This window comes from Domibacillus indicus, assembly GCF_000970685.1.
Lineage (GTDB): Bacteria > Bacillota > Bacilli > Bacillales > Domibacillaceae > Domibacillus > Domibacillus indicus.
Map to the genome: position 1 here is coordinate 1 of NZ_LAJB01000021.1, position 25,296 is coordinate 25,296.

Below are 25,296 nucleotides of genomic sequence, written 5' to 3' on the forward strand. Positions count from 1 at the left end.
TTCAATCAGCCTGCTTTCTACCTTTATCTACACTCTGAGGCCCGGATTGTCCTTCATAATCCGGGCCCTTCTTATTTAAACTCCTTTTTTATTTCCCCATACGAACGTATGAAGCTGCGGCAGCACCCGCACCCGTTTAAAATCCGGGTCTGGCATGACTGCATTAATCAGCCACTCATACCTTTTAGCAAGATGAACAAGCAGCCGGCTGTCATCTACTTCATCCAGCCGGTCATTCCCTACCTGCAGATAAAAAGGCACCTCCGGAAACCGCTGGTGAACTGTTTTAGCGTACGCCAGATCTTCTTCATTAAAAACGACTACTTTTAAACTGGCCGGCTGGCCGCTTACTTCATTTAAAATAAAAGCGAGCTTTTCGAAATCCGTCTTCATTCCTGAGCTTGGCGGCTTTGGCGAAATCGTCAGCTCATCAATGTTATGGAACCATGGCTGGTACTTGGTACCCTGTGTTTCCAGCGCCGAGGTAATTCCCTTTTCTTTGAATAGATCAAGCAAGCCGGCAATCTGGGGCAAAAGCGCAGGATTGCCTCCAGAAATCGTAACATGATCAAATGTATCTCCGCCGATCCGGCAGAGCTCTTCATAAATTTCTCCCGGCGTCATTTTACGGATGTCTTCTTTTGCGCTGCCATCCCATGTAAAAGCGGAATCACACCATGAACAGCGGTAATCACAGCCCGCTGTCCGGACAAACATCGTTTTGCGGCCGATAACCGCTCCTTCTCCCTGAACAGTCGGACCGAATATTTCTAGAACCGGAATCATGCAAAATCTCCTTTTCTAGGGCGAAAAACCACGTAGCTTGTTGGCGTCTCACGCACAAACACTTGCAGGCATTTCGGTTTATTTGGCGCCCGGTCCAATTCTTTTTGGATGACTTCCCAAATAACGCGGGCAACAGCTTCTGTAGTCGGAAACCGTTCTGACAAATCTTCAGAAAACAATCTGTCTTTATTTAAAAGTGTATGATCAAAGCGCTTGTGAACAAGCGACTTAAGAAGCTGAAAATTCACAAGAAACCCGGAATCATTTAATTGGTCACCGGCAACTGTGATATTTACAAAATACGTATGGCCATGTATATTCCGGCAGGCTCCTGCCTCTTCATGCGGCACATAATGAGCGGCCGCAAACTGAAAATCTTTGTTTAATTCGTACCGGAAATCGTGCGCCGGTGCCGGGTAAATTTGCTGCATCATTGCACGCTTCCTCCTTTTTCCTTCATATATTGCTCCAGGCCATTCTGGCGTAGTATGCATGCCGGGCATTCCCCGCAGCCTGAACCTTTGATACCGTTATAGCAGGTTAACGTCCGCTCTCTTACATAATCAAACGCACCCAGCTCATCCGCAAGCGACCAGGTTTCTTTTTTATCCAGCCACATTAAAGGTGTGTGAATGACAAACTCGTGGTCCATTGACAGGTTAAGCGTTACGTTCAATGACTTCACAAAAGCATCACGGCAGTCTGGATAGCCGCTGAAGTCTGTTTCACATACTCCTGTGACAATATGGCGTGCTCCTGCCTGTTTGCCCAGAATGGCGGCGAAGGATAGAAACAACAGGTTGCGGCCTTCTACAAACGTAGACGGCAGTTCGCCTTCTTTCACTTCGATTTCAATATCGGAGCGGGTCAAAGCACTTGGCGCCAGCTGATTTAAAAGTCCCATATCAAGCACGTGATGCGGCACCTGCAGGTCTGCGGCAATTTCCTTTGCCACTTCTATTTCCGCGTCATGCCGCTGCCCATAATTAAAGGTAACGGCTATAACGTCTTTAAATGTCTGTTTGGCCCAAAACAAGCATGTTGTACTGTCCTGGCCGCCGCTGAAGACAACAACGGCTTTTTCATTTTTCAACATATACATTTCCTTCTTTCTAATGCGAAAGAAAAGGAGCGCGAAGACACGAGAAAAAAACCGTCAGAATGCCGGTTTTTTCCTTAGTTTTTTATAGAGGGAATTCGCGAACCTCTCCCGCCTCTGCGGAATGTCTTCTTTCGTTTATTTTAATTTTGTTCTATTGGCTTTACGGATCTTCTCTTCTAGATGCTTCGTTTTCTCTTCTTCCTTTTTGGATACACGCTTAATCAGAAGAAAAGCAATGACCGCCATTAATACGAAAATACTCATCGAAATGGCTGCCGGAATGTATTCACTTTTATCTTCTGGAAAATATAAAAAGTTGCCGAATCCAATTAGCAGGTTCGCCAGCACATGTCATGCCTCCATTCTTCTTCCCCGTATATTATAGCAGGAGAACATTATAAATCCAACATCAGGCTCATGGCATTTCCATTTGCACAGGGAAATTGATACAATAAACCTTTAAGGAGGGAGAAACATGAATATTGACGACCGTGTTACCGCACATTATAAGTCAGGCAAATACATAGGGACGATTACCGGCATGCGTCCCGGCAGCTATACAGTCAAAGTTTTATCTGTTTTGCGCCATCCAGCCCAGGGAGATCTTCATAACCCGAATGAAGCGGAGGTGCCGTTTTTTCATGAACGAAAAGCGCTTGCTTTCTGTGAGCAGGCAAATATTCCTGAGTCAGCCTTACACCTTTATGAAGGAGAGCTGATTGATTACAATGAATCTCTTACTGCTGCTGTTGAAAAGCTGGAGGCCAGATTAAATGAAAAAAATAATGCGTTTGCCAGCCGGAGCCTTCAGGCACTCGAAGAAGTAAAAAAAGAGTATGCGCTTATGTACAATATTTCGTTCAAATAACCCATTTTTTGTGAGGAACAGCCCTTTATTTCCAAGTTTTTTTCCTTTATGATGGTACATAAGCACGTTTAAACTCGAAAAAGGCGGTTAGTGAATGAGAACGGTTTTAGGATACGTACTCATTATTCTGCTTATCCCTCTTTCTGTCTTAACATTTTATTATGCAGATGCGGAAGCGGGAAAAGTGCAGAATTTTGATGATTACGTAGAGGAAAAAATAGTTATTAATGAAGTAGATTTGCCCCAGGCAAGCGAGATACGAGATACGAATGGAACTGTTTATGTGGAGCTTCATCAGCCGAACCGGATTGTTAAAGAAGGCGACAAAATTCCCGCTTTCTTGAAGGAATTATTTATTCAGTCGGAAGACAAACACTTTTATGAGCACTCGGGCATTGATGCAGCAGCGGTTATCCGCGCTTTTATGGTAAATGCGCAGTCTGACGAAATTGAGCAGGGCGCGAGTACCATTACTCAGCAGGTAGCCCGGAATATTTACTTAACGCAGGATCGCACCCTTGCCCGGAAAATTGCGGAAGTTCTTTATTCCTATCAAATCGAGAAAACTCTTGAAAAAGATCAAATTCTCGATTTATATTTGAATGTTATTTTCTTTAACCATAATGTGTATGGCGTAGAATCGGCAGCGCAGTATTATTTCCAGAAGCCGGTCGAGCAGCTCTCCAAGGCGCAGATGGCATTTATCGCTGCTATTCCAAACAACCCGTCTCTTTATGATCCGGAGGCACGTTTTGAAAATACAAAAACCCGCCAGGAGCGGCTGATTGATATTATGGCCCGGGAAGAATTTATTACACCGGAAGAAGCAGAGCAAATCAAAAGTGAAACCATTACATTAAAGGTCCGCCCGCGGCTGGACCGTTATCCTGACTATTCAACATACGTAATGTCAGAGTTTAAAGACTTGATTTCTGCTTCCGAAGGCTTTGACCAGCAGCTTTTAAATGCAGAAGGCGAAGCGCGGACGGCTATTCAGGAAAAGCTGGACAAGCGTGTAGCGGAAATTATTTCATCGGGTATCGTGATTAATACGGCACTCGACCCGAACGTTCAGACCAAAGCAGTCGACGCAGTCAATAATGTGTTAGCCGGTTCTTCTATTCAAGCGTCCGCTGCTGTAATTGGCAATCAGTCTCATGACATTGTCGCTTTATCCGGAGGCCGGGGTTTTCAAAAAACGGATTTTAACCGGGCATTCCAGGGGTACCGTCAGCCAGGCTCGACAATCAAGCCGCTGCTTGATTATGCCCCTTATATGGAAACATACGGTGCAGGCGTCAATTACCTTGTTTCTGCCGATAAGTTTTGCAACAGCTCTTACTGCCCGAAAAACTATTCCGAAAAAGAATACGGAATGGTGACCCTTAAAGAGGCGCTTACGAAATCATACAATACTGCAGCTATTCGGCTGTTTATGAGGACAGGCATTGAGCGCTCATTTTCATATCTGGAAAAGTTTGATTTTAACCGGATTAATGAGGATGATTACAATCCTGCCGCTGCACTTGGCGGGATTGACGGCTTTACAACATTAGAAATGGCAGGTGCTTATACATCCTTCGTAGATGGAACATTTACCAAACCGCATGCTATTACTAGCGTGACCGACCTTCAGGGCAAAAAGCTATACGCCTGGGAGGACAAGCCTGTGCGTATCTGGTCTACGAATACAACCTATAAAATGCGTGAGATGTTGACCAGTGTAGTAAAAAATGGGACCGAAAAAAAAGCAAACTTCGCCGCACCGTACATCGGCGGTAAAACCGGTACGACAAATTATGTTCGTGATTTATGGTTTGTTGGCCTGACAGAAGGCTATACAGCGGCGGTATGGACCGGCAAAGACCGTTATGAAAGTGAGTATGAGGGTATACGCTATATGGAATCATACGCACCTCACCAGCTGATCTGGCGGCGCATTATGAGATAGCATTATGAAAACGCACATTCAAATTCGAATGTGCGTTTTTTTGTAAACCAATCATTCACAAAGGAAGAAAATGGGAATAAAAAAGAGAACCAGGACCTGGTTCTCTTTTTCAAAGATTAAGCATTTGCTTCGTCGTAAATCGGCACCCAGCCTTCTGTTGTGACAAAGATACGGACGGCAACCACTTTGCGGTCTTCCATCAAGGTAAAGTAATGGCGGGTATTGACAGGTACGGAGATTAAATCGCCCGGCTCAAGTTCAACATTAAAAAACTGGCCGTCTTTTGCCTGAATCGCGAAAATACCGTGGCCGCTTACAATAAAGCGGACCTCATCATCTGTATGAATATGAATTTTTTGGAAGTTTGTTAAAAGCTCGTCCAGGTTCGGCGTGCTGTCCGACAAAGAGATCACATCATGCGCCTGGTAGCCGCGGCGTGCTGAAATGTCCTTAATTTCCTCGCCGAATGTATCCAAAACCTGCTGTTTTTCTTCATCTGACAGAGAGTAGTTTTCGCGAAGATTCTCGGGAAGCTTGGAAATATCCCACTTTTCATAAATAACTTCCTGAGCGCTTAAAAATGCGTCAATTGCATTTTTATCCGTAATACGTTCGCCTGTTTCTTGAAATTGAATAACTGCCATTTTTATCTTCCTCTCAACATGAGTAATTTAATATGCCATGAAAACAAAAACTCATATGCTTCTAAAAACTTCTTCGCTTCAAATGCATCGCGGCCCCAGACAGTAATGCCATGATTGCGGATTAACACGGCGCCGGCATCGGCTGAAACATACTGGCCAAACTCCCCGGCAAGCTTTGGAATATCAGCATGGTTCGGAATGATCGGTACCGTCACCGCAGCATTTTCTTCCCAGATGCCAAAAGCCTTGATAATTTCCTGTCCGCTGAATGTGACTTCTCCCGCTTCGCCATACAGCTCAGAAATCACATTATTATCAACCGTATGAACATGCAGGCTGCAGCCGGCATTTGTTTTTCCGTATACTTCAACGTGCAGCAGCGTTTCAGCAGACGGCTTTCCTGCAAAGCCTTCAATCGCGTTTCCTTCCATATCCACAAGCAGAAAATCTTCATTCGTTTCTTTCCGCTTATCTTTTCCGCTGGCCGTTACTAAAAAGAACTCGCCATCTACCTTAATGGATAAATTGCCGCTTGTTCCCGGAAACCAGTCTCGCGCGGCAAGTTCTTTTTTTACTTCAGCAAGATCGTTCCATCTTAATTGCAATGCGTTCATTCCACTACCTCTTTCACATGGCCGATTACGTCATAAAAGGTTTGAAACGGCTTGTAATTCAAGCCAAGTTCTTCACTTTTCCCAAGCAGAAGGTCGCGGGCAATCACAAGGTCCGCGAGCCTGGCTGCTTCTAAATCCGTGACGGAATCACCAATTACAATAATTTCATGCCCCGGAGCGATACGGCGGACGATCGACGGCTTGCAGCATCCGCATTCGTTTGTGCACTGATCATCACACTCATGCGGCCAGTCAATGTGGATCTGACTGCCCGTAAAATCGGCTATGTTGCAATAAATATGCTCTTCCGGAATCAGATCTTTTAAAATAGGCTTAACAAAAAAGTCCATGCCTCCGCTTACAATATAAAGAGGAATGCCCGCTTCTTTTGTGTACGCCACAAAGTCTGCAAATCCTTCTCTTATTTTAGCATCCCGAAGGATAAAATCGGTAATTTCTTGCTTTTGCGAGGAAGGAAGCAGTGCAAACATGCTGCCTACCCCTTCTTTAATCGATATTTCCTGTGAAAGGACGCCGTCTTTCAAGGGCACCCATTCAGGCGGCGCAAACTTTTTCATAATCGCAATAATGTTGTCATTTTCGGTAATTGTCCCATCGAAGTCGCAAATGAGCACCGGGTTTTTCATCATTTTCCGGTCCCCCACAGTTCAAGCGCCAGCCGCAGATCCTCATTGTTCTTTGCTGCTTCTGTTAACTCCTGTCCTGATATAACCGCATTAACCGCCTGGCGGAACGCACGTCCTCCGCCGGCAGCTCCATTTGGATGCCCGTGGACACCGCCTCCTGCGTTAATAATCGAGTCGGTGCCAAAGTCTTCAAACAAAACCGGCACTAATCCAGGATGAATACCGGCAGAAGGAACCGGAAATGTCTGCTTGAAGGAACTTTGTTCAAGTGCCATCTGTGCCGTTTTTAAAGCGGCAGATCGTTCGAGTGCTACAGACCCATATGGGGATGGAAACAGCGTAAAATCAGCTCCGGCCATCCGGACAAGCTTTCCTAGCATCAGCTCGGTTGAAAAACCGTGATGCGGTGCCGAGGTAAATGCCCCGGAAACAGCCGGATGCGCCATAATCGGCACATTGACTTCCGGGTCTTCCGCAAGCTCCTGAAGTACATCAAGCCCGTAAGCAAACACATTAAATAAGAAGGCAGTCGCTCCGAGTTCGATTCCTTTTCGCGCTTTTTCTTTCAGCTCACTTGTACGTCCTGATAAATTCACAGCATAAAGAGCTTTTTTCCCGCTTTCTTCAATAACCCGCTTTCCCAGCTTCACCCGTTCTTCAAAAGGCGTCAGTGGGTTGTCAAATAAAATTTCGTCATCTTTGACAATGTCGATGCCGCCTGCGATTTGCGCCTGCAGCTGTTCCTCCATGTAAGCAAGATCACGGCCAATGACTCCCTTGAAAATGCTCATTAACAGCGGCCGGCTGTAAGCTCCTGTTTTTTCACGAATGCCTTCAACTCCAAACTTCGGCCCAGGAAACTGCCGGGCCAGCTCATCGGAAAACGACAAATTCATTAATTGAACAGCGCCATCCAGGGACAGCTTTCCGAATACAGTTACTAAAATAGCGGGCAAATCTGCGCTGAAGTTAGCGGCAGGATACGCAATGTCGATATCTGCTTCCCATCCATATGCTGTTTCGCGCCCGGTTTCCCGAACCGCCAGCACTCTTCCTTTATGATGCTTCAGCTGTTTCTGTTCAAGGAGCGGCAGGTCTGTCCAAGAACCAATCGTGAGGCCAAGTGCAATGCCTTCTGCTTTTTTCTCGAATGCGCCTTTTTGATCAAAAAGACGGTACGTTGCGATCACTTCACTCATTGCTTTTTCTCCATTCTAAATGCCTACTAGTTTACTAGGATTGTTTCACTTTTCGGCTTTTTTGTCAACGAACAGGCCAAGTTTCCCAATTCGTTCGATGGCTTCTTCCAGGCGGCTTTCTTCCGTTAACAGCCCGACACGGACATACCCTTCCCCATGGCCGCCAAAACCAATTCCCGGCGCGGTTACCACATGGGCTTTTTCAAGGAGAAGATCGGAAAACTGGACGGAGGTATATGGCTCCGGCACCGGCAGCCAGGCGAAAAAAGAACCTGCCGGCGCTGTTACATCCCAGCCTATTTTTTTACAGGCATTCATTAATGTGTTGCGGCGGCGTTCATACCGGTCCGACAGCTCGCGCACACAATCCTGGGGACCGGCGAGGGCCGTGGCAGCCGCCTGCTGAACCGCGCTGAAAAGACTGACATACAAATGATCCTGCAGCAGGTTGATGGCGGAAATAACACTTTTGTTGCCGGCTAAAAAGGCAACACGCCAGCCTGCCATATTGTATGTTTTGGATAATGTATATAATTCTACGCCGACTTCTTTCGCTCCTTCTGACTGTAGAAAACTCGGCGGCTTTTTCCCGTCAAACCCGATTCCCCCGTAGGCGAAATCATGAACAACACAGATGTCATGTTTCCTGGCGAGATGGACCGTTTCATCAAAAAAAGCCTGCGTCGCCTGAGCACCGGTCGGGTTGTTTGGATAATTTAACAGAAGAAGTTTCGCCCGGTTCAGCCGTTCAGCATCAATCTCATCATAGTCTGGCAAAAAGTCGTTTTCTTTAACCAGCGGCATATAATCCATAATGGCGCCGGCCATTGCGGCTCCCGACCAGTAATCCGGATAGCCGGGGTCCGGCACCAGCATATACTCTCCTTTATTCATTAAGCACATCGGGAGTTCTACAAGCCCCGCCTTGCCCCCAAACAAAATCGCAATTTCTGTCTGGGGATCCAGTTCTACATCGTACTCACGCTTATAAAAGTCCGCTGCGGCTTCCTTTAAAAACGCCTGCCCCTGAAATGGAGGATATTTATGAAAATCAGGCCGGCCCGCCGCCTCCTGCAAAGACGCCACAATATGGTCCGGGGTCGGCTGGTCCGGATTTCCCTGGCCGAGATTAATAACATCGTGTCCCAGCGCCGCGTATTCTGCCACTTTTCTCGACAATGCTGCAAAAAACTGATGTGGCAGCGCATCCAATAATGCCGATTGTGTAAACTGCTTCATTTCGTCACCTTCTTACAAATATTCTTGCAATTTCAGTGATAAATATATATATTATTGATCAAATTGTAAATATATTTGGAGGAATGACCATGTCTTCTTATGAACCATTAACGATCGAATCTGCCATTGCCCTCGTTAAAAAGCTGGGTTTATTTGCGGAGTCCGATACCGTTTCAGCGACAGAAATTGGAGACGGAAATTTAAACTACGTATTTCATATAATAGGAACAAATAAAAGTGTTATCGTTAAGCAGGCGCTGCCTTATGCAAAAGTTGTTGGCGAAAGCTGGCCATTAACACTCGAACGTGCCGATATTGAGAACCGTGCATTGCGCCTGCAGAGAACCTTTGCACCTGATTATACCCCCGAAGTCTATTATTCTAATAAAGACCTGGCTATTACCATTATGGAAGACTTGTCGCATTTATCCATTTCACGCATTGGCTTGATCAATGGAGAAGATTATCCTCTTATTGCCCGGCACACCGGCGAGTTTATTGCGCGCACTCTTTATGGAACCTCTGATTTCGCCATGGGTCCCCAGGAAAAAAAGAAGCTGCAAAACACATTTTGCAATCCCGAGCTCTGTGACATTACAGAAGGACTCGTTTTTACTGATCCTTTCTTTGATGCAGATACGAACGATTTCGAAGAAAGCCTGCGGGCCGATGTAGAAAAGCTCTGGAATGATGCTGAGTTAAAACTTCACGCTGCCCAGCTGAAGCGGCTGTTTTTAACATCAGGGGACGCCCTGCTCCATGGTGACCTTCATACAGGCAGCATTTTTGCAAGCGGCACCGAAACAAAAGTGATTGATCCTGAATTTGCTTTTTATGGGCCATTCGGATTTGATATTGCGCACTTTACAGCTAATTTATTCATGAATGCCCTGTCGCGGGAAGAAAGCCGGCGTGAGCCGCTTTACGATCATATTATAACCGTATGGGATGTATTTACATGCGAGTTTACCCGGCTCTGGAATGAAAACAATACCGAAGCATTTTCCCAGACAGAAGGCTATTTGGACTGGCTGCTTGCGGATATTTTTGAGCAGGCCACTGGATTTATGGGACTTGAAATGATCCGCCGGACAATTGGGCTTGCTCATGTGAAGGATTTGGACGGCATTGCCGATGATGAAAAAAGGCTGCAGGCAAAACGGCATTCCCTGTTCCTTGGCGCCCGCTTTGTGAAGGAGCGGTCCCGCTATACATCGGCCAGCCAGCTTGTCGCTGCCGTGAAGGAGGCTCTTCAATGAATATTCCGCAATCTGTCGCCTGGGAAAACGGAGCAATCCGGCTGCTTGATCAGCGGAGGCTTCCTCATGTTACCGAATATGTAACGCTTGAAACAGTCCCGGCGGTTTTTGATGCGATTCAGTCCCTTGCTGTCCGGGGCGCACCGGCGATCGGGATTACCGCGGCGTTTGGCGTTGTCTTATCTGCGTTCATCCATCCGTCCAGCGATGTAGAAGAGTTAAAAGAACAGGTGCTGATTGACAGCGGCTATCTGTCCCAGTCCCGTCCGACAGCCGTTAATTTATTCTGGGCGCTGAACCGGATGAACGAAGTTGTGGTACAGGCCGCGTCTGCCGAATCACTTCGGGAAAACGTTCTGTCCGAAGCGCTTGCGATTCAAAAAGAAGATGAAGATGTATGCCGGGCTATCGGCGAGCATGCCCTCCCGCTGTTTAAAGATGGAGACCGCGTTATGACGATCTGCAATGCGGGCTCGATTGCAACAGCCAAATATGGCACCGCACTTGCTCCGTTTTTTCTCTCCAAAGAGCACGGTATTAACTTGTCTGTTTATGCCTGTGAAACACGGCCTGTTTTTCAGGGCGCGCGCCTGACTACATGGGAGCTGATGCAGGCCGGAGTAGACGTAACTCTTATCACGGACAGCATGGCTGCCCATACAATGAAAACGAAAAAGATTTCCGCTGTGATCACGGGCGCGGACCGGGTCGCCGCAAATGGAGACTCCGCCAATAAAATTGGCACATTTGGCCTGGCCGTGCTTGCAAAATCATTCGGTATTCCCTTTTATATAGCCGCGCCGCTTTCCACATTTGATCTTGGCACACCCAATGGTGACGCTATTCCCATCGAAGAACGGGACCCGTCGGAAGTGGCTGAAGTGAATGGGATGCGTATTGCCCCGGAAGGCGTCAAGGTTTTTAATCCTGCCTTTGATGTAGCACCTGCCGGCTTGATTACCGGCATTATCACCGAGAAAGGGATTGTTAAACCAGCCGAGCGCGATATCGCTGCATTGTTTGCATAAAAAAAGGCTTCGCTTAAAGCGAAGCCTTTTTTTTATAATGGGATGGAAGCCAGTAATCCGTTGTATAATTTCATGAAAATTAAAGCGAGCAATAAACCGAAGAAAATCCAAAACACTGCTTCAAACACAATAATGCCGATCATTTGCGGCGTGGTAATATGCGGGCTTAATTTATAAACAAAATATATTACATATACTACAGCCGTTACGAGAAAAATAACAATGGTTCCGAGAGCTGAAGAAAAGCTGACTAAGGATAAAAGCCCTCCCAGAAAAAAGATCACGGCACCGAAGCGTGTTTTTTTCAGCAGTTCACCTTCCGCGTCTTTCGAGAAAAAAAGCAGAGCCAGTTCATTTGCTGTGTTTGCCAGCAGCTTCAGCGTTGCAAAAATCATGGTGAATACAACCATTAATCCGCCAATAACAACAAGATTAATTTCCGTTTTTGTGAAAATGTCGAGCATTGTATTATACAAGTTTGCTTTTTTCAGCAAATCCAGTATAAATGTTTGGCCAAACATCGATAAGGATAAGCTGAACAGCAAAATAGATAAAAGAGGCATATAGCCGGTTAAATATGAATTTTTCATCAAAATAATTCTCTCCTGTCGCAGTCAGTCACTGTTCATTATGCAAGAGGTTGATTATTATGACAAGTCATTTGCGAACTTTTTTTGGAAATTGTGCACAATTTCTGTCAAAATCCGCATGCTTCCTTTTCAGTATTTTAAATTTTTTTTAGCCCAAAAACACCGTCTCTCTTCATATTTATTATCAATGGGCGGGTTTTGAGACTTGTCTGATTTTAGGAAATGCATAATCATTTTTTTTGCGATATAATTTGAACCATGCATAAAAACCTAAGGGGGGATTCATTTGTCTTTGCTTCACTGGGCCATTCTCGCTCCTTTTATAATGGCCGTATTTGTTCCTTTTTTGCGAAAAAAAGCAGCAACTATACATACAGGCTGGTTCGTCTTAATTTTGCCGGTCGTTTTATTTGGAATATTCCTTCAATATCTGCCCGTAACGATGAATAACAGCTCCATCATCCAGACGGCATCCTGGATTCCGTCGCTCGGTATTAATTTTACGGCGTATGTGGATGGCCTGAGCCTGCTGTTTGTTCTTCTTATTACGGGAATTGGCGCGCTCGTCGTTTTGTACTCCATTTACTATTTATCCAAAACAAAAGAAAGTCTGCATCACTTTTATGTTTATTTGCTCATGTTTATGGGTGCCATGCTTGGCGTAGTTTTATCGGATAATGTTGTAACGCTGTACATGTTCTGGGAATTCACGTCTATCTCGTCTTTCCTGCTGATCGCCTACTGGTATAACCGTGACCGTTCCCGCTACGGTGCAATGAAGTCGATGCTGATCACCGTGTTCGGCGGGCTGATGATGCTCGGCGGCTTTCTTGTTTTGTCGATTATGGGAGATACGTTCAGCATACGTGAACTTGCCGCTCAGGCACCGGAACTGAATAATCATCCGCTCTTTTTGCTGGCGATGATTCTTGTGCTGCTTGGCGCTTTTACAAAGTCCGCGCAGTTCCCGTTTTACATCTGGCTTCCTGATGCGATGGAAGCGCCCACACCTGTCAGTGCCTATCTGCATTCCGCTACCATGGTGAAAGCCGGCATTTACCTGGTTGCCCGCTTCAGTCCTATTTTCGCTTTTTCCGGTTACTGGTTTTGGATTGTTGGAGCAGTCGGCCTGTTTACCATGCTATGGGCCTCATTTAATGCGGTTAAACAAACAGACTTAAAAGGCATCCTGGCTTTTTCAACGGTCAGCCAGCTTGGACTGATTATGTCCCTGCTCGGTGTTGGCGCAGCGTCTCTTCATTTTGAGTCGCTTGATGACAACATTTTTACAACAGCGGTCATCGCTGCTGTGTTTCATTTAATCAACCATGCAACGTTTAAAGGAAGCCTGTTTATGGTAGTCGGCATTATCGACCACGAAACAGGCACACGGGATATTCGCAGGCTGGGCGGCTTAATGAGTTTAATGCCGGTTACCTTTACGCTTTCGATTATCGGGGCATTTTCAATGGCCGGGCTGCCGCCCTTTAACGGATTTTTAAGTAAGGAAATGTTTTTCCTGTCTATGATTCAGCTGATGGAATTAAACCTGTTTAACGTGGAAACGTGGGCAGTTTTATTCCCGGTTATGGCATGGATCGGGAGTGTGTTTACCTTCATTTACAGCATGATTATTGTTTTTAAAGTATTTACAGGTAAGTTCCAGCCGGAAAAGCTGGAGAAAAAACCACATGAAGCACCTGTCGGCCTGCTCGTTTCACCGAGTATTCTGGCTGTGCTTGTCGCAGTGTTCGGGTTGTTTCCAAATCTGCTGTCTTACAGCTTGATCCAGCCGGCTGCGGCAGCCATTGTGCCGTCGATCATCCCGCCGGGTGAACATCTTGATGTCCACATTTCTTTCTGGCACGGCTTTTCACCGGAACTGTGGATGACCATCGGGGTCATCACTGTCGGTATTCTGCTTTATAAATTCATGCCCAAATGGACGGGGATCTATGATTATTTTCCCGGCAAAGTAACGCTTAATCAATTTTATAATTCAGGATTGTACGCAGCTGAACGTGGTTCCAATGCCATTACAAATGCTTATATGACCGGGTTTATCCGCAGCTACCTTGTTTATATTTTTGCTTTTTTTATCGCGGCGCTGGGATTCGCCATATGGGCAAAGGATGCTTTTCGTTATGATGCTTCTGCGGCGGCGCCTATCGGCTTGTATGAAGTCAGCTTGATTTTCGTTCTGCTCGCTGCAACGATAACGATTTTACTGGCAAAATCACGGCTGACCTCCATTATTGCACTTGGAGCGGTCGGTTATACCGTTTCCCTGTTTTTCGTTATTTTCCGCGCACCGGATCTGGCGTTAACCCAGCTTGTGATCGAAACCGTGTCGACCGCTTTGTTCCTGCTTTGTTTCTATCATTTGCCGAAATTATCACGCCATGAAGAAAAGCGGCGCTTTCAGGCAGGGAACGCAATTATTGCGGCTGGAGTCGGCATCATCGTCACATTGATCGGGATTTCAGCGCACAGCTCAAAGCTGTTTGCTTCCATTAATGAGTATTACATTGAAAACACGTATAAAAAAGCAGGCGGAGAAAATATGGTCAACGTAATTCTTGTGGATTTCCGCGGCTTTGATACTCTGTTTGAAATTGCCGTGCTCTCTGTCGCGGCGCTCGGCATTTACGGCTTAATCAAATTAAGGCTTGAGAAAGGCGGCGAAACGAATGAAAACGAATGATGTAATTTTTCAAACCGTCGCCAAAGTTGTGTTTTTTATGATTATCTTTTTTGCGATTCACTTGTTTTTCGCCGGCCATTACTATCCGGGCGGCGGATTTGTCGGCGGACTGCTGACAGCCGGGGCAATCGTTCTTTTGCTGCTGGCATTCGACATTAAAACAGTCCAGCACGGCTTTCCGCTCGACTTTAAATGGCTGATCGGGATCGGGCTCCTGTTTTCCGCCGGGACTGCAACCGGTTCATTGATTTTTAATGTTCCTTTTTTTACTCACGCATATAATTACTTTCACCTGCCGCTGTTCGGCAAAACATCGCTTCATACCGCGATGCTGTTTGATTTGGGTGTGTATTTTGTTGTCATTGGTGTAACCATGACCATTATTCAAACGATTGGAGAGAGTGAATAATGGAAATTTTAATGTGTATTGTCGCCGGCCTGCTTTTTGCAGCGGCCGTTTATTTAATGCTTTCAAAAAGCCTGCTTCGAATTATTATCGGCACCGGGCTTCTCAGCCACGGAACGCACTTGATGCTTTTAACGATGGGCGGGCTGAAAACGGGAGCTGCCCCTGTGCTTGGGGAGCATGCGGCTGCTTATACAGACCCTATCCCGCAGGCGCTGATTTTAACGGCGATTGTTATCAGCTTCGGAGTTACAGCCGTTTTTCTTGTTATTGCCTACCGGGCGTACCAGGAGCTCGGCACAGACAATATGGAACAATTGAGAGGAATGGAAACAGATGATTAATTTACCGATTTTGCCAATTCTCATTCCTCTTGTTGCAGCGATTGTCTTACTGTTTTTATCAAAAAATGTACAGGCACAGCGGATCGTTTCGGCTGCTGCTGCCGCTTTCACAATTATCGCCGCTTTTGCCGTTATGATGAAAGTAGAGGCAGAAGGCATTCAAACAGTGGATATGGGCAGCTGGCCTGCTCCATTTGGAATCACACTTGTATCTGACATGCTAAGCATTATGCTTGTTTTAACTGCTTCCATTATTACTTTTTGCGTTATTCTTTATTCGTTCCGCTCGATTGGCAGCGGCCGCGAAGCCTTTTATTACTATCCGATTGTCCAGTTTCTGCTTGTCGGGGTGAACGGCTCGTTTACAACGGGAGATATTTTCAACCTGTTCGTATTTTTTGAGATTATGCTTATGTCCTCCTATGTATTAATTGTGATTGGCGGCACAAAAGTTCAGCTGCGGGAATCCATTAAATACATTCTGGTGAATGTTATTTCATCCGCCATTTTTGTTATTGCGGTCGGTTATTTGTATTCTGTGACCGGCTCACTGAATATGGCGCATATTTCAGCACGCATTTCAGAAATTGGGGCAGAGCCGATCATAACAGTTTTAGCGATTCTCTTTTTAATTGTCTTCGGATTAAAGGGAGGTATTTTCCCGCTTTACTTCTGGCTGCCCGGCTCATATGCCGCACCGCCTGCACCAGTGCTTGCCCTGTTCGGCGCTCTGCTGACAAAAGTAGGAGTTTATGCGATTTTACGTACCTATACGCTGTTTTTCTATCACGACCAGGCGTTTACTCATGATATATTATCGCTGCTTGCCCTTTTAACAATGATTGCAGGTTCGATTGGAGCACTTGCTTATAAAGATGTAAAGCAGATTTTAATTTACAACATTATTATTGCGGTCGGTGTACTGCTGTTCGGTATTGCCGTTATGACAGAAGAGTCTGTTGCCGGGACGATCTTTTATCTTGTTCATGACATGATTATTAAAGGAGGACTGTTCCTGCTTGGCGGCATTATGATTTATGCTGCCGGAACATCCAACCTTACGAAAATGGGCGGGCTGATTCGTCTTTATCCGGCACTGGGATGGACCTTCCTGATCGCAGCCTTTGCGCTTGCAGGCATCCCTCCTCTTTCCGGGTTCACTGGAAAGCTGTTAATTGTCCGGGCAGGGTTTGAAGCGGGAGAATATGTCGGTGCGATTATTGTCCTGCTTTCAAGCCTCGCTGTTTTGTATTCTGTCGTTAACTTATTTATGGCTGTTTTTTGGAAAAACCCCGAGAACAAACTGCCTGAAGAAAAAAAGCAGACTGCTTCTCTTTTTATTCCGGCTGCAATTCTGGTTGTTCTTTCTGTTTTATACGGTGTCGGGACAGAAGCCGTTTATCCTTATGTGATGCAGGCCGTAGATGCACTCATCCATCCGGAAATCTATATTGACGCCGTATTGAAGGAGTAGATAATATGGCCTTTCAAATTTTATTAAATGTATTCCTTGCGTTTCTTTGGATGTTTTTGCAGGTATCTTTTAATGCTCATACTTTTATTATCGGGTATTTGCTCGGCCTGCTTGTGATGCTCGGCATGCGCCGCTTTTTCAAAAGCCGGTTTTACCTGCACCGTGTCTGGGCTGTTATATTTCTGTTTCTTTTGTTTCTAAAAGAATTGATTAAAGCTAATATCGATGTGCTCAAGCTCGTGCTTCGTCCCAGATTAAATATTCGTCCAGGCATCTTTGCTTTTGAAACAGAGCTGAAGTCGGACTGGGAGATTACGCTTCTGGCGAATTTGATTACCCTGACACCCGGCACGCTTGTTGTGGATGTCTCTGATGATAATAAAACCCTGTACATTCATGCGATTGATATCGCTGACGTATCAGAAGCGGCTGACAGCATTAAAAATTCATTTGAAAAAGCCATTATGGAGGTGAGCCGCGGATGATTGAGGCTGTTCTTCAAATTTCCCTGGTAGTGCTTGCGGCTGCCATGATCGGCCTGGTTTACCGCCTGGTAAAAGGGCCGACTGTACCGGACCGTGTTGTTGCGCTTGATGCGATGGGCGTCAATCTTGTGTCAATTACGGCTGTTCTGTCGATGCTGCTTGATACAAGCAACTATTTAGAGGTAATCCTGCTGATCGGTATACTGGCTTTTATCGGAACAGTTGCTTTTGCAAAGTTTTTAGAGAAAGGCGAGGTGGTTGAGTATGACCGCGATCAGTGAGGTGATTATTGCCGCTTTATTGCTTGTAGGAGCGTTTTTAACTCTCGTTGCAGCGTTTGGCCTTATTCGCCTTCCGGACGTGTATACACGCAATCACGCCGCTTCTAAGAGTGCGACACTTGGAGTTATGTGTATTATGCTTGCAACCTTTCTTTATTTTTTAATGGAAGACGGCCTTTTTAGCTCCCGACTGCTGCTCGGCATTGCTTTCTTTTTCATTACCGCTCCGGTAGCCGGGCACTTAATCAGCCGCGCTGCTTATAATTCCGGCGTAAAAATGTGGGAGCAAAGCGTGCGGGATGACTTGAAAGAAAAAAAGAAACAAAAAAAGTAAGTCTGGCGCTGCATCCTTTCGAAAAGAAAGATGCCCAGAATCAACAAAGAGCTGTCCGGAGTAACGTCCGGACAGCTCTTTTTATTCATACAATGTTTGTTCCCTGTTTCCATCTGTTTGATAAATAGTTAAAATCCCTTCATGCTCTTTTACATACTTCTTTGCTTTATCCAGCAGCTCCTGTTTTGTTTCTTCAGACAGGATAGCCCGCTTTCCGTCTTCTTTTTTCAGTACCCAGCGTTCACCTTCGTGCCTGATCTCATAATGCGGGCGTCCATTATCACTTTTCCCTTCCGCACTCCTTGCCCGGTCAATAGCGATCGCAATGGACCGGCCTTCTTCATACCCGTCATCAAGCAGTGCGTTGGCAATTTCAATCGCTTTGTCCCTGACATTGTCCGGAAGATTTTTCATTGAATCGGGATAATCATTTTTGCTCCAGGGCATCGGAATCACTCCTTTGCCAGAATTGTTCCCGCCCCGATAAAACTTCAAACGTTACTTTTTCTTTATGACGGCCACTGTGCAGCGTGATAAACAGATAAGGGCCCTGTGTTCATCTCTAATCTCAATAGACCATACCATTGTGGATTTGCCCTGATGAACAATATTTGCTGTCGCTGTCACAATACCTTCGCGTTTCGATTTAAGATGGTTGGCATTGATCTCAAGGCCAAAGCAGGCCTCTGTTTCAGGGTCTATCAGCACTGCTGAGCCTACACTTGCAGCTGTTTCAGCAAGCGCCACAGATGCCCCGCCATGCAAATATCCAAACGGCTGGCGGGTCCGCTCATCAACCGGCATGGTCATCACAACCGTTCCTTTGTCTACCTTTACTGTTTCTATTCCTAATGCAGCAATAAGAGTGTTTTCTGTTTGAAAGTTCATGTCAGCCTCTCCTTTTAAAAAAGAGGTGCCTCAGCAAGGAGAGGCACCTCTTTTTATTATAAAATCATTGCAGCTATCCAGCCAAACAGAATGACTGGAATATTGTAGTGAATAAATGTCGGGACTACTGTATCCCAAATATGATCGTGCTGCCCGTCCGCATTTAAGCCGGAGGTTGGTCCGAGCGTGCTGTCTGAAGCGGGGGAGCCTGCATCACCAAGGGCTCCAGCCGTTCCCACCAGCGCAATAACAGCCATCGGGCTGAAGCCAAGCTCAAGTGCCAGCGGAACAAAAATCGTAGCGATAATGGGAACTGTTGAAAAAGATGAGCCGATGCCCATCGTCACAAGCAGCCCGACAATAAGCATCAAAAGTGCGCCGAGAGCTTTATTGCCCCCAATAGCCGCAGCCGAATTCTGCACCAGTGTATCAACATGCCCTGTTGCACTCATGACGCTGGCAAAGCCAGCGGCGGCAATCATAACAAATCCGATAAACGCCATCATGCGCATACCGCTCGTTAACAACTGATCCGCTTCATTCCAGCGAACCGCCCGGAATACATACAGCACTACAATTCCGGCAAGAGCGCCAAATATCATGGAATCTGTTGCTAACTGTGCCGCCAGTGCGGCAACAATGGCTATTCCCGCTACAGCAAGACCGAAAGAAGTATAAGCTGCCTGTGAGGCCTCCGTTTCCACCGCAGCCGGCAATTTTAGCTCTGCATACTCGCGGGGCTTCCGGTACGTGAAAAAAACGGCGACCAGCAAGCCGGCAAGCATCCCGGCTGCCGGGAGAACCATGGCTTTGGGCACCTGGTCGATGGCCACCTCGAGACCGCTGTCCGTTATATTAGTGGCGATAATTTCATGGAAAATCTGCCCGAATCCTACCGGTAAAAGCATATACGGCGTAACAAGCCCGAATGTCAGCACAGTGGCTGTTAAACGCCGGTCAATCCGCAGCTCATTCATAATTTTTAAGAGCGGCGGAATTAACAATGGAATAAAAGCAATATGAACGGGCACAACGTTTTGGGAAAAACATGCCATAATCAAGATCACAAATAAAATGAGCGCCCTGGGCAATTTTTTCGCCCGTGCTTCTTCCCTGTTCCCAATAAACCGTAAAACAAAGTTAACCAGCGCTTCCGGCAGGCCTGTACTTGAGACGGCAACAGCAAATCCGCCGAGCATTGCGTAGCTGAGCGCCACGCCGGCACCGCCGCCGACACCTTCTGAAAATGCGGCAATCGTTCCGTCCATGCCCAAACCGCCAGCTAAACCGCCAATGAGAGCGCCCGTAATAAGCGAAAAAACGACATTGACGCGGAGCAGGCTGAGAATAAGCATGATGATAACCGCTATTACCACTGCATTCATTTTTCTATACCCCCAACACTTTAATCTGCTAAATTACTAAAGGACCGCTTAAAAGATAGCAGATTGCCTGCCCGCTTGTCAATATACTTTCCCAGTATAATAAATAGGCGGATTATTCTGACTGGTCTGACAGAGCGAGAATGGCCAGAGTCCTTGTCATGACGCCGGGAGTTAATTCAGCACTGCCGGCAATGTCCAGATGGACCCACGGCGTATTTTCCGCGAATTCACCGATAAATCCGCCTCCCATAATGGCGTGTCCGTCTCTTCCCGGCGAGTTGTTCAAATCCGCAACATCGCTTTTGCGAATCCGTTTTTTATCATATTCGGTAAGCGGAAGCCGCCAGATCATTTCTCCTGCTTCCCGGGACGCTTCAAGCACTTCTTCAAAAAATGGCTCATTGTTTGTAATGGCACCCGTTTTGTCTTTTCCAAGTGCAATAATGACTCCTCCTGTTAACGTTGCCACATCGATAATTTTACCGGCGCGCTGCTGCTTTGCATAGGTAATCGCATCAGCGAGCACAAGCCGTCCTTCCGCATCCGTATTTTTCACTTCAATTGTTTTTCCTGAAAGCGAAGTAATGACATCATCCGGCTTAAATGCTTTTGCGCTGATAACGTTGTCGGTAGCGGGAATAACAGCCATTACCGGACGTTCCGGCCGAAGCTTTCCGACAATCTCCATCGCACCAAGTACAGCTGCAGCGCCGGCCATATCTGTTTTCATGCCGACAATACCGTCTTTTGTTTTAATGGAATAGCCTCCTGTATCAAATGTGACGCCTTTTCCGACAAAGGTTAGCACATCTTCCCAGGAATCCGACGGTTTGTATTTAAGGGTAATCATTTTGGGCGGTTCTGCCGACCCTTGAGCTACCGCCAAAAAAGCCCCCATGCCGATTTTCTCCATATCTTCCCGCTCCAGAATTTCAAGATCAAAGCCGTACTGATCAGCCAGGCTTTTTGCCTGCAGTGCAAGATCATCTGGTGTCATCATATTCGACGGCGTGGCAGTTAATCGGATCGCCGTGTTGGTTCCATCTGCCATTGTTTTGCCCACTTCACAGGCTGACTTTATTTCTGATGAATCTTCCTCCGTGTACACAACAATTGTTTTTAATTGCTTTTCCGGTTCATTTCCCGGCGTCCGGTACCCCTGATATTCATAACGTGCTGTAAACAGCGCTTCTATTACGGCTTCTGCGGCTTCTGCGGCTGTTATGCTTTCTGTTACAAATGAATCAAGCACAATGGCGATAGATTCCAGCCCGTATGCTTTCGACTGCCTGGCCGCTTTTGTGACTGCTTTTTGAATGGCATGGAAATCCGCTTCTTTTTCTTTTCCAAGCCCTGCCGATACAATCCGCTTTGCAGGAATTTGGCCGAGAGCCGGAATAATGGATGCATGTTCTTCTTTTGCGGACAGATCACCATTTTTGATCAATTCGGTTAATTGTCCCGAAAAAGCGGCATCGAGCGGCTCCAGCGCTCCTTCAAATTTCAGGGGCTTGTCAAACAGCCCGATAAACAAAGCATCAGCTTCTGAGTTTACATAGTCTTCTTTTTTAATAATAAACATCTTACTCACCTCACATGTTATTATAAGGGAAAATGAACGGGAGTGTTGGTGTGAGGATTGTATCGATTTGTCCGAGCAACACAGAAGTATGTGAATATCTTGGCATTGAGCAGCAGATTGTTGGTGTAGATGACTTTTCGGATTTGGACCGGACAAGGCTGGGACCGGATTTATCCATTGATATGGACAAGCTGGCCAGCCTTCGACCGGATATTGTCCTGGCATCACTCAGCGTGCCGGGAATGGAGAAAAACGTGGCGGAGCTTGAGCAGCGGGATATCCCCCATATTGTAACCAATCCGCAGTCACTTGATGATATCGGCATTTCCATTGAGCAAATTGCCGGTGCCTGCGGGATAAACGGAAAAGAAGCCCGGAATAGATGGCTGTGCGAGCTGGAACCTTACAGGGCACGGAAATGGACAAGCCGCGTACGCCTTTACTGGGAATGGTGGCCAAAGCCATTATTTACTCCGGGCGGAACAAACTGGCTAACGGAAATAAGCGAGTTATGCGGCGGGGTCAACCTATTTGAGGATCGTCCTGAGCCCAGTGTGCAAACAACCTGGGAAACGGTACTGAAAAAAAAGCCGGAGGTTATTTTGCTGGCATGGGTTGGCGTTATGACAGATAAAGTAAATTCAAATGTGGTGAAAAAGAGACCCGGTTACGAAGAAACACCGATTTTCATAATGGAAGAAAAAGACTTCTGCCGTCCATCGCCGAACCTGCTAAAAGGGATTCGGAAACTGGATCAGCTATTAACCAAAATAAGGAAGCCTTAAAACGGCTGGAGAAGAAGGTCGGCAGCCTTATTTCAGTGGATTAACCCATTTAAATCAAAGAAAAAATCAAGCTGAGTCATCTGTATAAGTTGAATGCAGCTTTTTACATTTCCGTTTACTGTCCTGTTAGAATTCTTTTGAAAAACAGCATAGTGGGCTGCGGGCTGGCGGCTTCGCCCGTTGCGTTTCGGGAAAAAACAGCTATAAATGAGTAATAGGATTCTCTTTCTTTTCATAAGAGATGAAAAACAAATCCTGCGGTTTTCCTCCTCACAGAGGCGGCAGGCGCGGGGCGTAGACTCCAGTGGGAAGACGGGCTTATCGCCTGCCCCATGAAACGCGCAGCCCCGCGAATGCCGCTTCACTTGCCTGGACTAAGCTCTGTTTTTATACGCTTTTTTGAAAAGCAGTATGTAAACTTATTCGTTCAATTTATACGAAAATCGAATAAATGCTAAAAAAACTGGCCAAAAGGCCAGTTTTTTTACATAAGGTATCATCATTTAAATGTTAAATTTACGGATCAATTGATTTAAATCATCTGCTAAATTTGATAATGCTGAAGCAGACGCAGCAATCTCTTCCATTGATGCGAGTTGTTCCTCTGCTGACGCTGCTACGTTCTGTGAATGCATAGAAGTTTCTTTAGATATGCCAATTATTCCGGTCACAGTTGCGGATACTCCCTGTGTGCTTGCAGAAATTTGCTTAGATGTTGCGGCCATATTATTAATTTGTTCTGTTAATCTGCCCATAAATTCAAGAATTTCCTTAAAGTTATCTTTTGTTTGGTTAACGACTGCCAGCCCCTCTTTTACATCAACAGATACTTGTTCAATGGACTTGTTGGATTGGTCCATGTCTTCTTGAATGGTCTTAATCAGTATTGAAATTTGTGAGGAAGACTGCTGAGACTGTTCAGCTAGTTTTCTAACTTCATCTGCAACAACAGCAAATCCTTTCCCCTGTTCACCCGCTCTGGCCGCTTCAATAGCTGCATTTAAAGCCAGTAAATTTGTTTGACTCGCAATATCAGTTATCACATTTGTTATTTTTTCTATTTCCTGCGACCGGTGTTCTAGTGTTTTTATGACCTCTCCACTTGCTGCTACAGAACGACTAATTTCGTTAATCTGCTTAACGGTATTTTCAACAAAAAAACCGCCTTCTTTTGCTTTTTCAGTTGCCTGAATACTTACTTCTGAAACGACTGAAGCATTTTCGGCGATGGACTGTACACCTTTGGTGACATCTTCAAGAGACAATGCGCTTTCCTGGACATTTGTTTGTGATTGTTCAGCACCATTAGCTACTTGTTGTATAGATTCCGTAATTGTCTCAGTGGCCTTGCTCGTCTGTTCGGAACTTGCTGTTAATTGTTCGGATGAGGATGCTAATAACCCGGCTGTTGAAGTAACTTCATTCATCATTTCTTTAAGACTCACCGACATTTTGTTGTAGCTTTCTGATAAAATACCTAATTCATCACTGGACTTATCATCTACTGTCTTTGTAAAGTCTCCGCTTCCTGCCATTTCAAGTGCAGTTGTAAGGTTAGACAGTCTCTTTTTCATTTTCCATGTAAACCAATAAACGACCGAGGAAGCTATCGCTATCATAACAATTAAAACAACTATGAATTTTGTTAAAAAAGAGGATAGGATACTGTTAATTATTTCCTGGGATGCACCAACATACATTATTCCGATAACTTCTCCTGATGCATTCTTCAAAGGCATATATGCTGTTTGATACATATTCCCTGCCACATTTGCTTCCCCATAATAATGTTCGCCATTTTTAATAACTGTGTTTACTACCTCAGGTGAAGCCTGGGTGCCAATGGCACGTTCTTCATCTATCATTACATTTGTAGTAACACGTGTATCTCCAAGAAAAATGGTAACCGTGTCTTTCGTCTCTTCCCCAATTTCATCTACTATATCGTAGTTATCATTTAGTAGAGTATTTCCTTTATAAAGTTTATTTTCTTTAACTTCCCAATCACCAGGGTACTTATTATCAATATATCTATAAGCTAACCCCAGATCCCCCTTTGCTTTCTCTGTAGCAAACTCTTTAATACCTCTTGCAATCTCCTGATTCACAACAAATCCTATGCCTATAGATAAAATGGCTATTATAGATATAACAATAAGATTGATTTTTGTACCCAGCTTAAATTTAAAATTCATGGTTTTCCTCAAACATACTCTCTCCTGTTCACACTTAATTTAAAATTGCAGATGAAATGCACCCTATTTAGTAATATCGGTCTATTATCATGATCATTTACAGTAATACTCATACTCTTTATTTGAAAAGTACGGAACCAGTAGAAGTAGTATTCATGAAATCTGTAACCTCTTAATTAAAATCCACATAAAAAACGTTAATTCTTTTTGAATTAACGCCAGGCTGGCGACAGACTATATAAGTGGAACGAAGCTTTTTACACTGGCCGTTTACGCTCCTGTAAGAATTCTTTTTAAAAGCAGCATCGCGGGCTGCGGGCTGGCAGCCAGATCTTGCCGGCTTCCCCGCGAAAAGCGGAGCCCTGCAGATGCCGCCTCTTCTACACCTGGACCAAGCTCGGTGTGCTTTCCATTTTTCTGAAAGGCTCGAATGTTCACAAATGCGCTGGATTTAATTTAGAGGAGATATAGACAGTACCTTATTTCAACAGCAATCAAAAAGAACT

27 protein-coding genes and 1 riboswitch are annotated in these 25,296 nt (G+C 45.5%); of the genes, 12 read left to right on the plus strand and 15 right to left on the minus strand.

Annotated features, from left to right (window positions below; all coding sequences use genetic code 11):
* Window positions 1-75 precede the first annotated feature (75 nt).
* The 4 genes from queE to VP98_RS16450 all read right to left on the minus strand — a co-directional run bounded on the left by queE (window position 76) and on the right by VP98_RS16450 (window position 2,236).
* Window positions 76-786, minus strand: coding sequence for a 7-carboxy-7-deazaguanine synthase QueE (queE, locus tag VP98_RS16435; protein ID WP_046176478.1), 711 nt, complete (start codon window positions 784-786; stop codon window positions 76-78).
* Complete coding sequence (queD, locus tag VP98_RS16440) at window positions 783-1,220, minus strand: 6-carboxytetrahydropterin synthase QueD (RefSeq protein ID WP_046176479.1); 438 nt, start codon at window positions 1,218-1,220, stop codon at window positions 783-785. The genes queE and queD overlap by 4 nt, the downstream gene beginning before the upstream one ends.
* Complete coding sequence (gene queC / locus VP98_RS16445; RefSeq protein WP_046176480.1) at window positions 1,217-1,882, minus strand: 7-cyano-7-deazaguanine synthase QueC; 666 nt, start codon at window positions 1,880-1,882, stop codon at window positions 1,217-1,219. The genes queD and queC overlap by 4 nt, the downstream gene beginning before the upstream one ends.
* 74 nt (window positions 1,883-1,956) lie before the next feature.
* Window positions 1,957-2,000: riboswitch (PreQ1 riboswitch) on the minus strand.
* A 23-nt stretch (window positions 2,001-2,023) separates the two neighbouring features.
* Entirely contained in the window at window positions 2,024-2,236 is a 213-nt protein-coding gene (locus VP98_RS16450) for a hypothetical protein (protein WP_046176481.1), read from the minus strand.
* Window positions 2,237-2,363: 127 nt separating this feature from the next.
* On the opposite strand from VP98_RS16450, the gene VP98_RS16455 reads away from it, so the two are divergent.
* Window positions 2,364-2,756, plus strand: coding sequence for a kinase-associated lipoprotein B (locus VP98_RS16455; RefSeq protein WP_046176482.1), 393 nt, complete (start codon window positions 2,364-2,366; stop codon window positions 2,754-2,756).
* 94 nt (window positions 2,757-2,850) lie between these two features.
* Complete coding sequence (locus VP98_RS16460) at window positions 2,851-4,707, plus strand: transglycosylase domain-containing protein (protein WP_046176483.1); 1,857 nt, start codon at window positions 2,851-2,853, stop codon at window positions 4,705-4,707.
* A 116-nt stretch (window positions 4,708-4,823) separates the two neighbouring features.
* Here VP98_RS16460 and VP98_RS16465 read toward each other — a convergent pair whose 3' ends face one another.
* From VP98_RS16465 to VP98_RS16485, 5 genes are read right to left on the minus strand one after another with little or no spacing between them, the layout of a single operon-like run.
* Window positions 4,824-5,351 carry a 1,2-dihydroxy-3-keto-5-methylthiopentene dioxygenase gene (locus VP98_RS16465; protein WP_046176484.1) on the minus strand — a complete coding sequence of 176 codons (528 nt, stop codon included), beginning with the start codon at window positions 5,349-5,351 and terminating at the stop codon, window positions 4,824-4,826.
* 2 nt (window positions 5,352-5,353) lie between these two features.
* Window positions 5,354-5,965, minus strand: coding sequence for a methylthioribulose 1-phosphate dehydratase (locus VP98_RS16470; RefSeq protein WP_046176485.1), 612 nt, complete (start codon window positions 5,963-5,965; stop codon window positions 5,354-5,356).
* Window positions 5,962-6,615, minus strand: a complete 654-nt coding sequence (locus VP98_RS16475) for a 2-hydroxy-3-keto-5-methylthiopentenyl-1-phosphate phosphatase (RefSeq protein ID WP_046176486.1) — start codon at window positions 6,613-6,615, stop codon at window positions 5,962-5,964. The genes VP98_RS16470 and VP98_RS16475 overlap by 4 nt, the downstream gene beginning before the upstream one ends.
* The gene (locus VP98_RS16480) at window positions 6,612-7,811 is read right to left on the minus strand and encodes a 2,3-diketo-5-methylthiopentyl-1-phosphate enolase (protein WP_046176487.1); all 1,200 of its coding nucleotides are present in this window, start codon (window positions 7,809-7,811) and stop codon (window positions 6,612-6,614) included. Before VP98_RS16480 ends, VP98_RS16475 begins: the two co-directional genes overlap by 4 nt.
* Window positions 7,812-7,856: 45 nt before the next feature.
* Window positions 7,857-9,050 carry a pyridoxal phosphate-dependent aminotransferase gene (locus VP98_RS16485; protein WP_046176488.1) on the minus strand — a complete coding sequence of 398 codons (1,194 nt, stop codon included), beginning with the start codon at window positions 9,048-9,050 and terminating at the stop codon, window positions 7,857-7,859.
* 89 nt (window positions 9,051-9,139) lie between these two features.
* Here VP98_RS16485 and mtnK point away from each other — a divergent pair, with 89 nt between their 5' ends.
* Together mtnK and mtnA are read left to right on the plus strand one after the other, a co-directional pair.
* The gene (gene mtnK, locus VP98_RS16490; RefSeq protein WP_407919230.1) at window positions 9,140-10,309 is read left to right on the plus strand and encodes an S-methyl-5-thioribose kinase; all 1,170 of its coding nucleotides are present in this window, start codon (window positions 9,140-9,142) and stop codon (window positions 10,307-10,309) included.
* Window positions 10,306-11,337: an S-methyl-5-thioribose-1-phosphate isomerase gene (gene mtnA / locus VP98_RS16495; protein WP_046176490.1), complete on the plus strand. Its 1,032-nt coding sequence runs from the start codon at window positions 10,306-10,308 to the stop codon at window positions 11,335-11,337. Before mtnK ends, mtnA begins: the two co-directional genes overlap by 4 nt.
* Window positions 11,338-11,369: 32 nt before the next feature.
* Here mtnA and VP98_RS16500 read toward each other — a convergent pair whose 3' ends face one another.
* Window positions 11,370-11,927, minus strand: a complete 558-nt coding sequence (locus VP98_RS16500) for a DUF5366 family protein (RefSeq protein ID WP_046176491.1) — start codon at window positions 11,925-11,927, stop codon at window positions 11,370-11,372.
* Window positions 11,928-12,213: 286 nt separating this feature from the next.
* Here VP98_RS16500 and VP98_RS16505 point away from each other — a divergent pair, with 286 nt between their 5' ends.
* Genes VP98_RS16505 through mnhG form a run of 7 tightly spaced genes read left to right on the plus strand, consistent with a single transcriptional unit; the run spans window position 12,214 to window position 17,955 of the window.
* Window positions 12,214-14,631, plus strand: coding sequence for a Na+/H+ antiporter subunit A (locus VP98_RS16505; RefSeq protein WP_046176492.1), 2,418 nt, complete (start codon window positions 12,214-12,216; stop codon window positions 14,629-14,631).
* On the plus strand, window positions 14,618-15,040 hold the full coding sequence (locus VP98_RS16510) for a Na(+)/H(+) antiporter subunit B (RefSeq protein WP_046176493.1): 423 nt from the start codon (window positions 14,618-14,620) through the stop codon (window positions 15,038-15,040). The genes VP98_RS16505 and VP98_RS16510 overlap by 14 nt, the downstream gene beginning before the upstream one ends.
* Complete coding sequence (locus VP98_RS16515; protein WP_046176494.1) at window positions 15,040-15,381, plus strand: Na(+)/H(+) antiporter subunit C; 342 nt, start codon at window positions 15,040-15,042, stop codon at window positions 15,379-15,381. Before VP98_RS16510 ends, VP98_RS16515 begins: the two co-directional genes overlap by 1 nt.
* Window positions 15,374-16,855, plus strand: coding sequence for a Na+/H+ antiporter subunit D (locus tag VP98_RS16520; RefSeq protein WP_046176495.1), 1,482 nt, complete (start codon window positions 15,374-15,376; stop codon window positions 16,853-16,855). Before VP98_RS16515 ends, VP98_RS16520 begins: the two co-directional genes overlap by 8 nt.
* Window positions 16,856-16,860: 5 nt before the next feature.
* Window positions 16,861-17,340 (plus strand): Na+/H+ antiporter subunit E, encoded by a 480-nt coding sequence (locus VP98_RS16525; RefSeq protein ID WP_046176496.1) that lies wholly within the window; start codon window positions 16,861-16,863, stop codon window positions 17,338-17,340.
* Window positions 17,337-17,621 (plus strand): Na(+)/H(+) antiporter subunit F1, encoded by a 285-nt coding sequence (locus VP98_RS16530; RefSeq protein ID WP_046176497.1) that lies wholly within the window; start codon window positions 17,337-17,339, stop codon window positions 17,619-17,621. Before VP98_RS16525 ends, VP98_RS16530 begins: the two co-directional genes overlap by 4 nt.
* On the plus strand, window positions 17,605-17,955 hold the full coding sequence (gene mnhG / locus VP98_RS16535; RefSeq protein ID WP_046176498.1) for a monovalent cation/H(+) antiporter subunit G: 351 nt from the start codon (window positions 17,605-17,607) through the stop codon (window positions 17,953-17,955). Before VP98_RS16530 ends, mnhG begins: the two co-directional genes overlap by 17 nt.
* A gap of 81 nt (window positions 17,956-18,036) precedes the next feature.
* Here mnhG and VP98_RS16540 read toward each other — a convergent pair whose 3' ends face one another.
* From VP98_RS16540 to VP98_RS16555, 4 genes are all read right to left on the minus strand, one after another.
* On the minus strand, window positions 18,037-18,402 hold the full coding sequence (locus tag VP98_RS16540) for a DUF2188 domain-containing protein (protein ID WP_046176499.1): 366 nt from the start codon (window positions 18,400-18,402) through the stop codon (window positions 18,037-18,039).
* 51 nt (window positions 18,403-18,453) lie between these two features.
* Complete coding sequence (locus VP98_RS16545; protein WP_046176500.1) at window positions 18,454-18,843, minus strand: hotdog fold thioesterase; 390 nt, start codon at window positions 18,841-18,843, stop codon at window positions 18,454-18,456.
* Window positions 18,844-18,899: 56 nt separating this feature from the next.
* A complete protein-coding gene (locus tag VP98_RS16550) occupies window positions 18,900-20,228 on the minus strand; it encodes a Na+/H+ antiporter family protein (RefSeq protein WP_046176501.1) in 1,329 nt (442 codons plus the stop codon).
* Window positions 20,229-20,340: 112 nt separating this feature from the next.
* Window positions 20,341-21,810 carry a leucyl aminopeptidase gene (locus tag VP98_RS16555; RefSeq protein WP_046176502.1) on the minus strand — a complete coding sequence of 490 codons (1,470 nt, stop codon included), beginning with the start codon at window positions 21,808-21,810 and terminating at the stop codon, window positions 20,341-20,343.
* A gap of 50 nt (window positions 21,811-21,860) precedes the next feature.
* Here VP98_RS16555 and VP98_RS16560 point away from each other — a divergent pair, with 50 nt between their 5' ends.
* A complete protein-coding gene (locus VP98_RS16560) occupies window positions 21,861-22,595 on the plus strand; it encodes a helical backbone metal receptor (protein WP_046176503.1) in 735 nt (244 codons plus the stop codon).
* Between the two features lie 503 nt (window positions 22,596-23,098).
* Here VP98_RS16560 and VP98_RS16570 read toward each other — a convergent pair.
* Window positions 23,099-24,802 (minus strand): methyl-accepting chemotaxis protein, encoded by a 1,704-nt coding sequence (locus VP98_RS16570; protein ID WP_331428733.1) that lies wholly within the window; start codon window positions 24,800-24,802, stop codon window positions 23,099-23,101.
* Window positions 24,803-25,296 lie beyond the last annotated feature (494 nt).

Bases quoted from the DNA above. Each gene is read 5' to 3' on its own strand.
- queE (WP_046176478.1), bottom strand. From the start codon at position 786: ATGATTCCGGTTCTAGAAATATTCGGTCCGACTGTTCAGGGAGAAGGA.
- queD (WP_046176479.1), bottom strand. From the start codon at position 1,220: ATGATGCAGCAAATTTACCCGGCACCGGCGCACGATTTCCGGTACGAA.
- queC (WP_046176480.1), bottom strand. From the start codon at position 1,882: ATGTTGAAAAATGAAAAAGCCGTTGTTGTCTTCAGCGGCGGCCAGGAC.
- VP98_RS16455 (WP_046176482.1), top strand. From the start codon at position 2,364: ATGAATATTGACGACCGTGTTACCGCACATTATAAGTCAGGCAAATAC.
- VP98_RS16460 (WP_046176483.1), top strand. From the start codon at position 2,851: ATGAGAACGGTTTTAGGATACGTACTCATTATTCTGCTTATCCCTCTT.
- VP98_RS16465 (WP_046176484.1), bottom strand. From the start codon at position 5,351: ATGGCAGTTATTCAATTTCAAGAAACAGGCGAACGTATTACGGATAAA.
- VP98_RS16470 (WP_046176485.1), bottom strand. From the start codon at position 5,965: ATGAACGCATTGCAATTAAGATGGAACGATCTTGCTGAAGTAAAAAAA.
- VP98_RS16475 (WP_046176486.1), bottom strand. From the start codon at position 6,615: ATGATGAAAAACCCGGTGCTCATTTGCGACTTCGATGGGACAATTACC.
- VP98_RS16480 (WP_046176487.1), bottom strand. From the start codon at position 7,811: ATGAGTGAAGTGATCGCAACGTACCGTCTTTTTGATCAAAAAGGCGCA.
- VP98_RS16485 (WP_046176488.1), bottom strand. From the start codon at position 9,050: ATGAAGCAGTTTACACAATCGGCATTATTGGATGCGCTGCCACATCAG.
- mtnK (WP_407919230.1), top strand. From the start codon at position 9,140: ATGTCTTCTTATGAACCATTAACGATCGAATCTGCCATTGCCCTCGTT.
- mtnA (WP_046176490.1), top strand. From the start codon at position 10,306: ATGAATATTCCGCAATCTGTCGCCTGGGAAAACGGAGCAATCCGGCTG.
- VP98_RS16500 (WP_046176491.1), bottom strand. From the start codon at position 11,927: ATGAAAAATTCATATTTAACCGGCTATATGCCTCTTTTATCTATTTTG.
- VP98_RS16510 (WP_046176493.1), top strand. From the start codon at position 14,618: ATGAAAACGAATGATGTAATTTTTCAAACCGTCGCCAAAGTTGTGTTT.
- VP98_RS16515 (WP_046176494.1), top strand. From the start codon at position 15,040: ATGGAAATTTTAATGTGTATTGTCGCCGGCCTGCTTTTTGCAGCGGCC.
- VP98_RS16520 (WP_046176495.1), top strand. From the start codon at position 15,374: ATGATTAATTTACCGATTTTGCCAATTCTCATTCCTCTTGTTGCAGCG.
- VP98_RS16525 (WP_046176496.1), top strand. From the start codon at position 16,861: ATGGCCTTTCAAATTTTATTAAATGTATTCCTTGCGTTTCTTTGGATG.
- VP98_RS16530 (WP_046176497.1), top strand. From the start codon at position 17,337: ATGATTGAGGCTGTTCTTCAAATTTCCCTGGTAGTGCTTGCGGCTGCC.
- mnhG (WP_046176498.1), top strand. From the start codon at position 17,605: ATGACCGCGATCAGTGAGGTGATTATTGCCGCTTTATTGCTTGTAGGA.
- VP98_RS16540 (WP_046176499.1), bottom strand. From the start codon at position 18,402: ATGCCCTGGAGCAAAAATGATTATCCCGATTCAATGAAAAATCTTCCG.
- VP98_RS16545 (WP_046176500.1), bottom strand. From the start codon at position 18,843: ATGAACTTTCAAACAGAAAACACTCTTATTGCTGCATTAGGAATAGAA.
- VP98_RS16550 (WP_046176501.1), bottom strand. From the start codon at position 20,228: ATGAATGCAGTGGTAATAGCGGTTATCATCATGCTTATTCTCAGCCTG.
- VP98_RS16555 (WP_046176502.1), bottom strand. From the start codon at position 21,810: ATGTTTATTATTAAAAAAGAAGACTATGTAAACTCAGAAGCTGATGCT.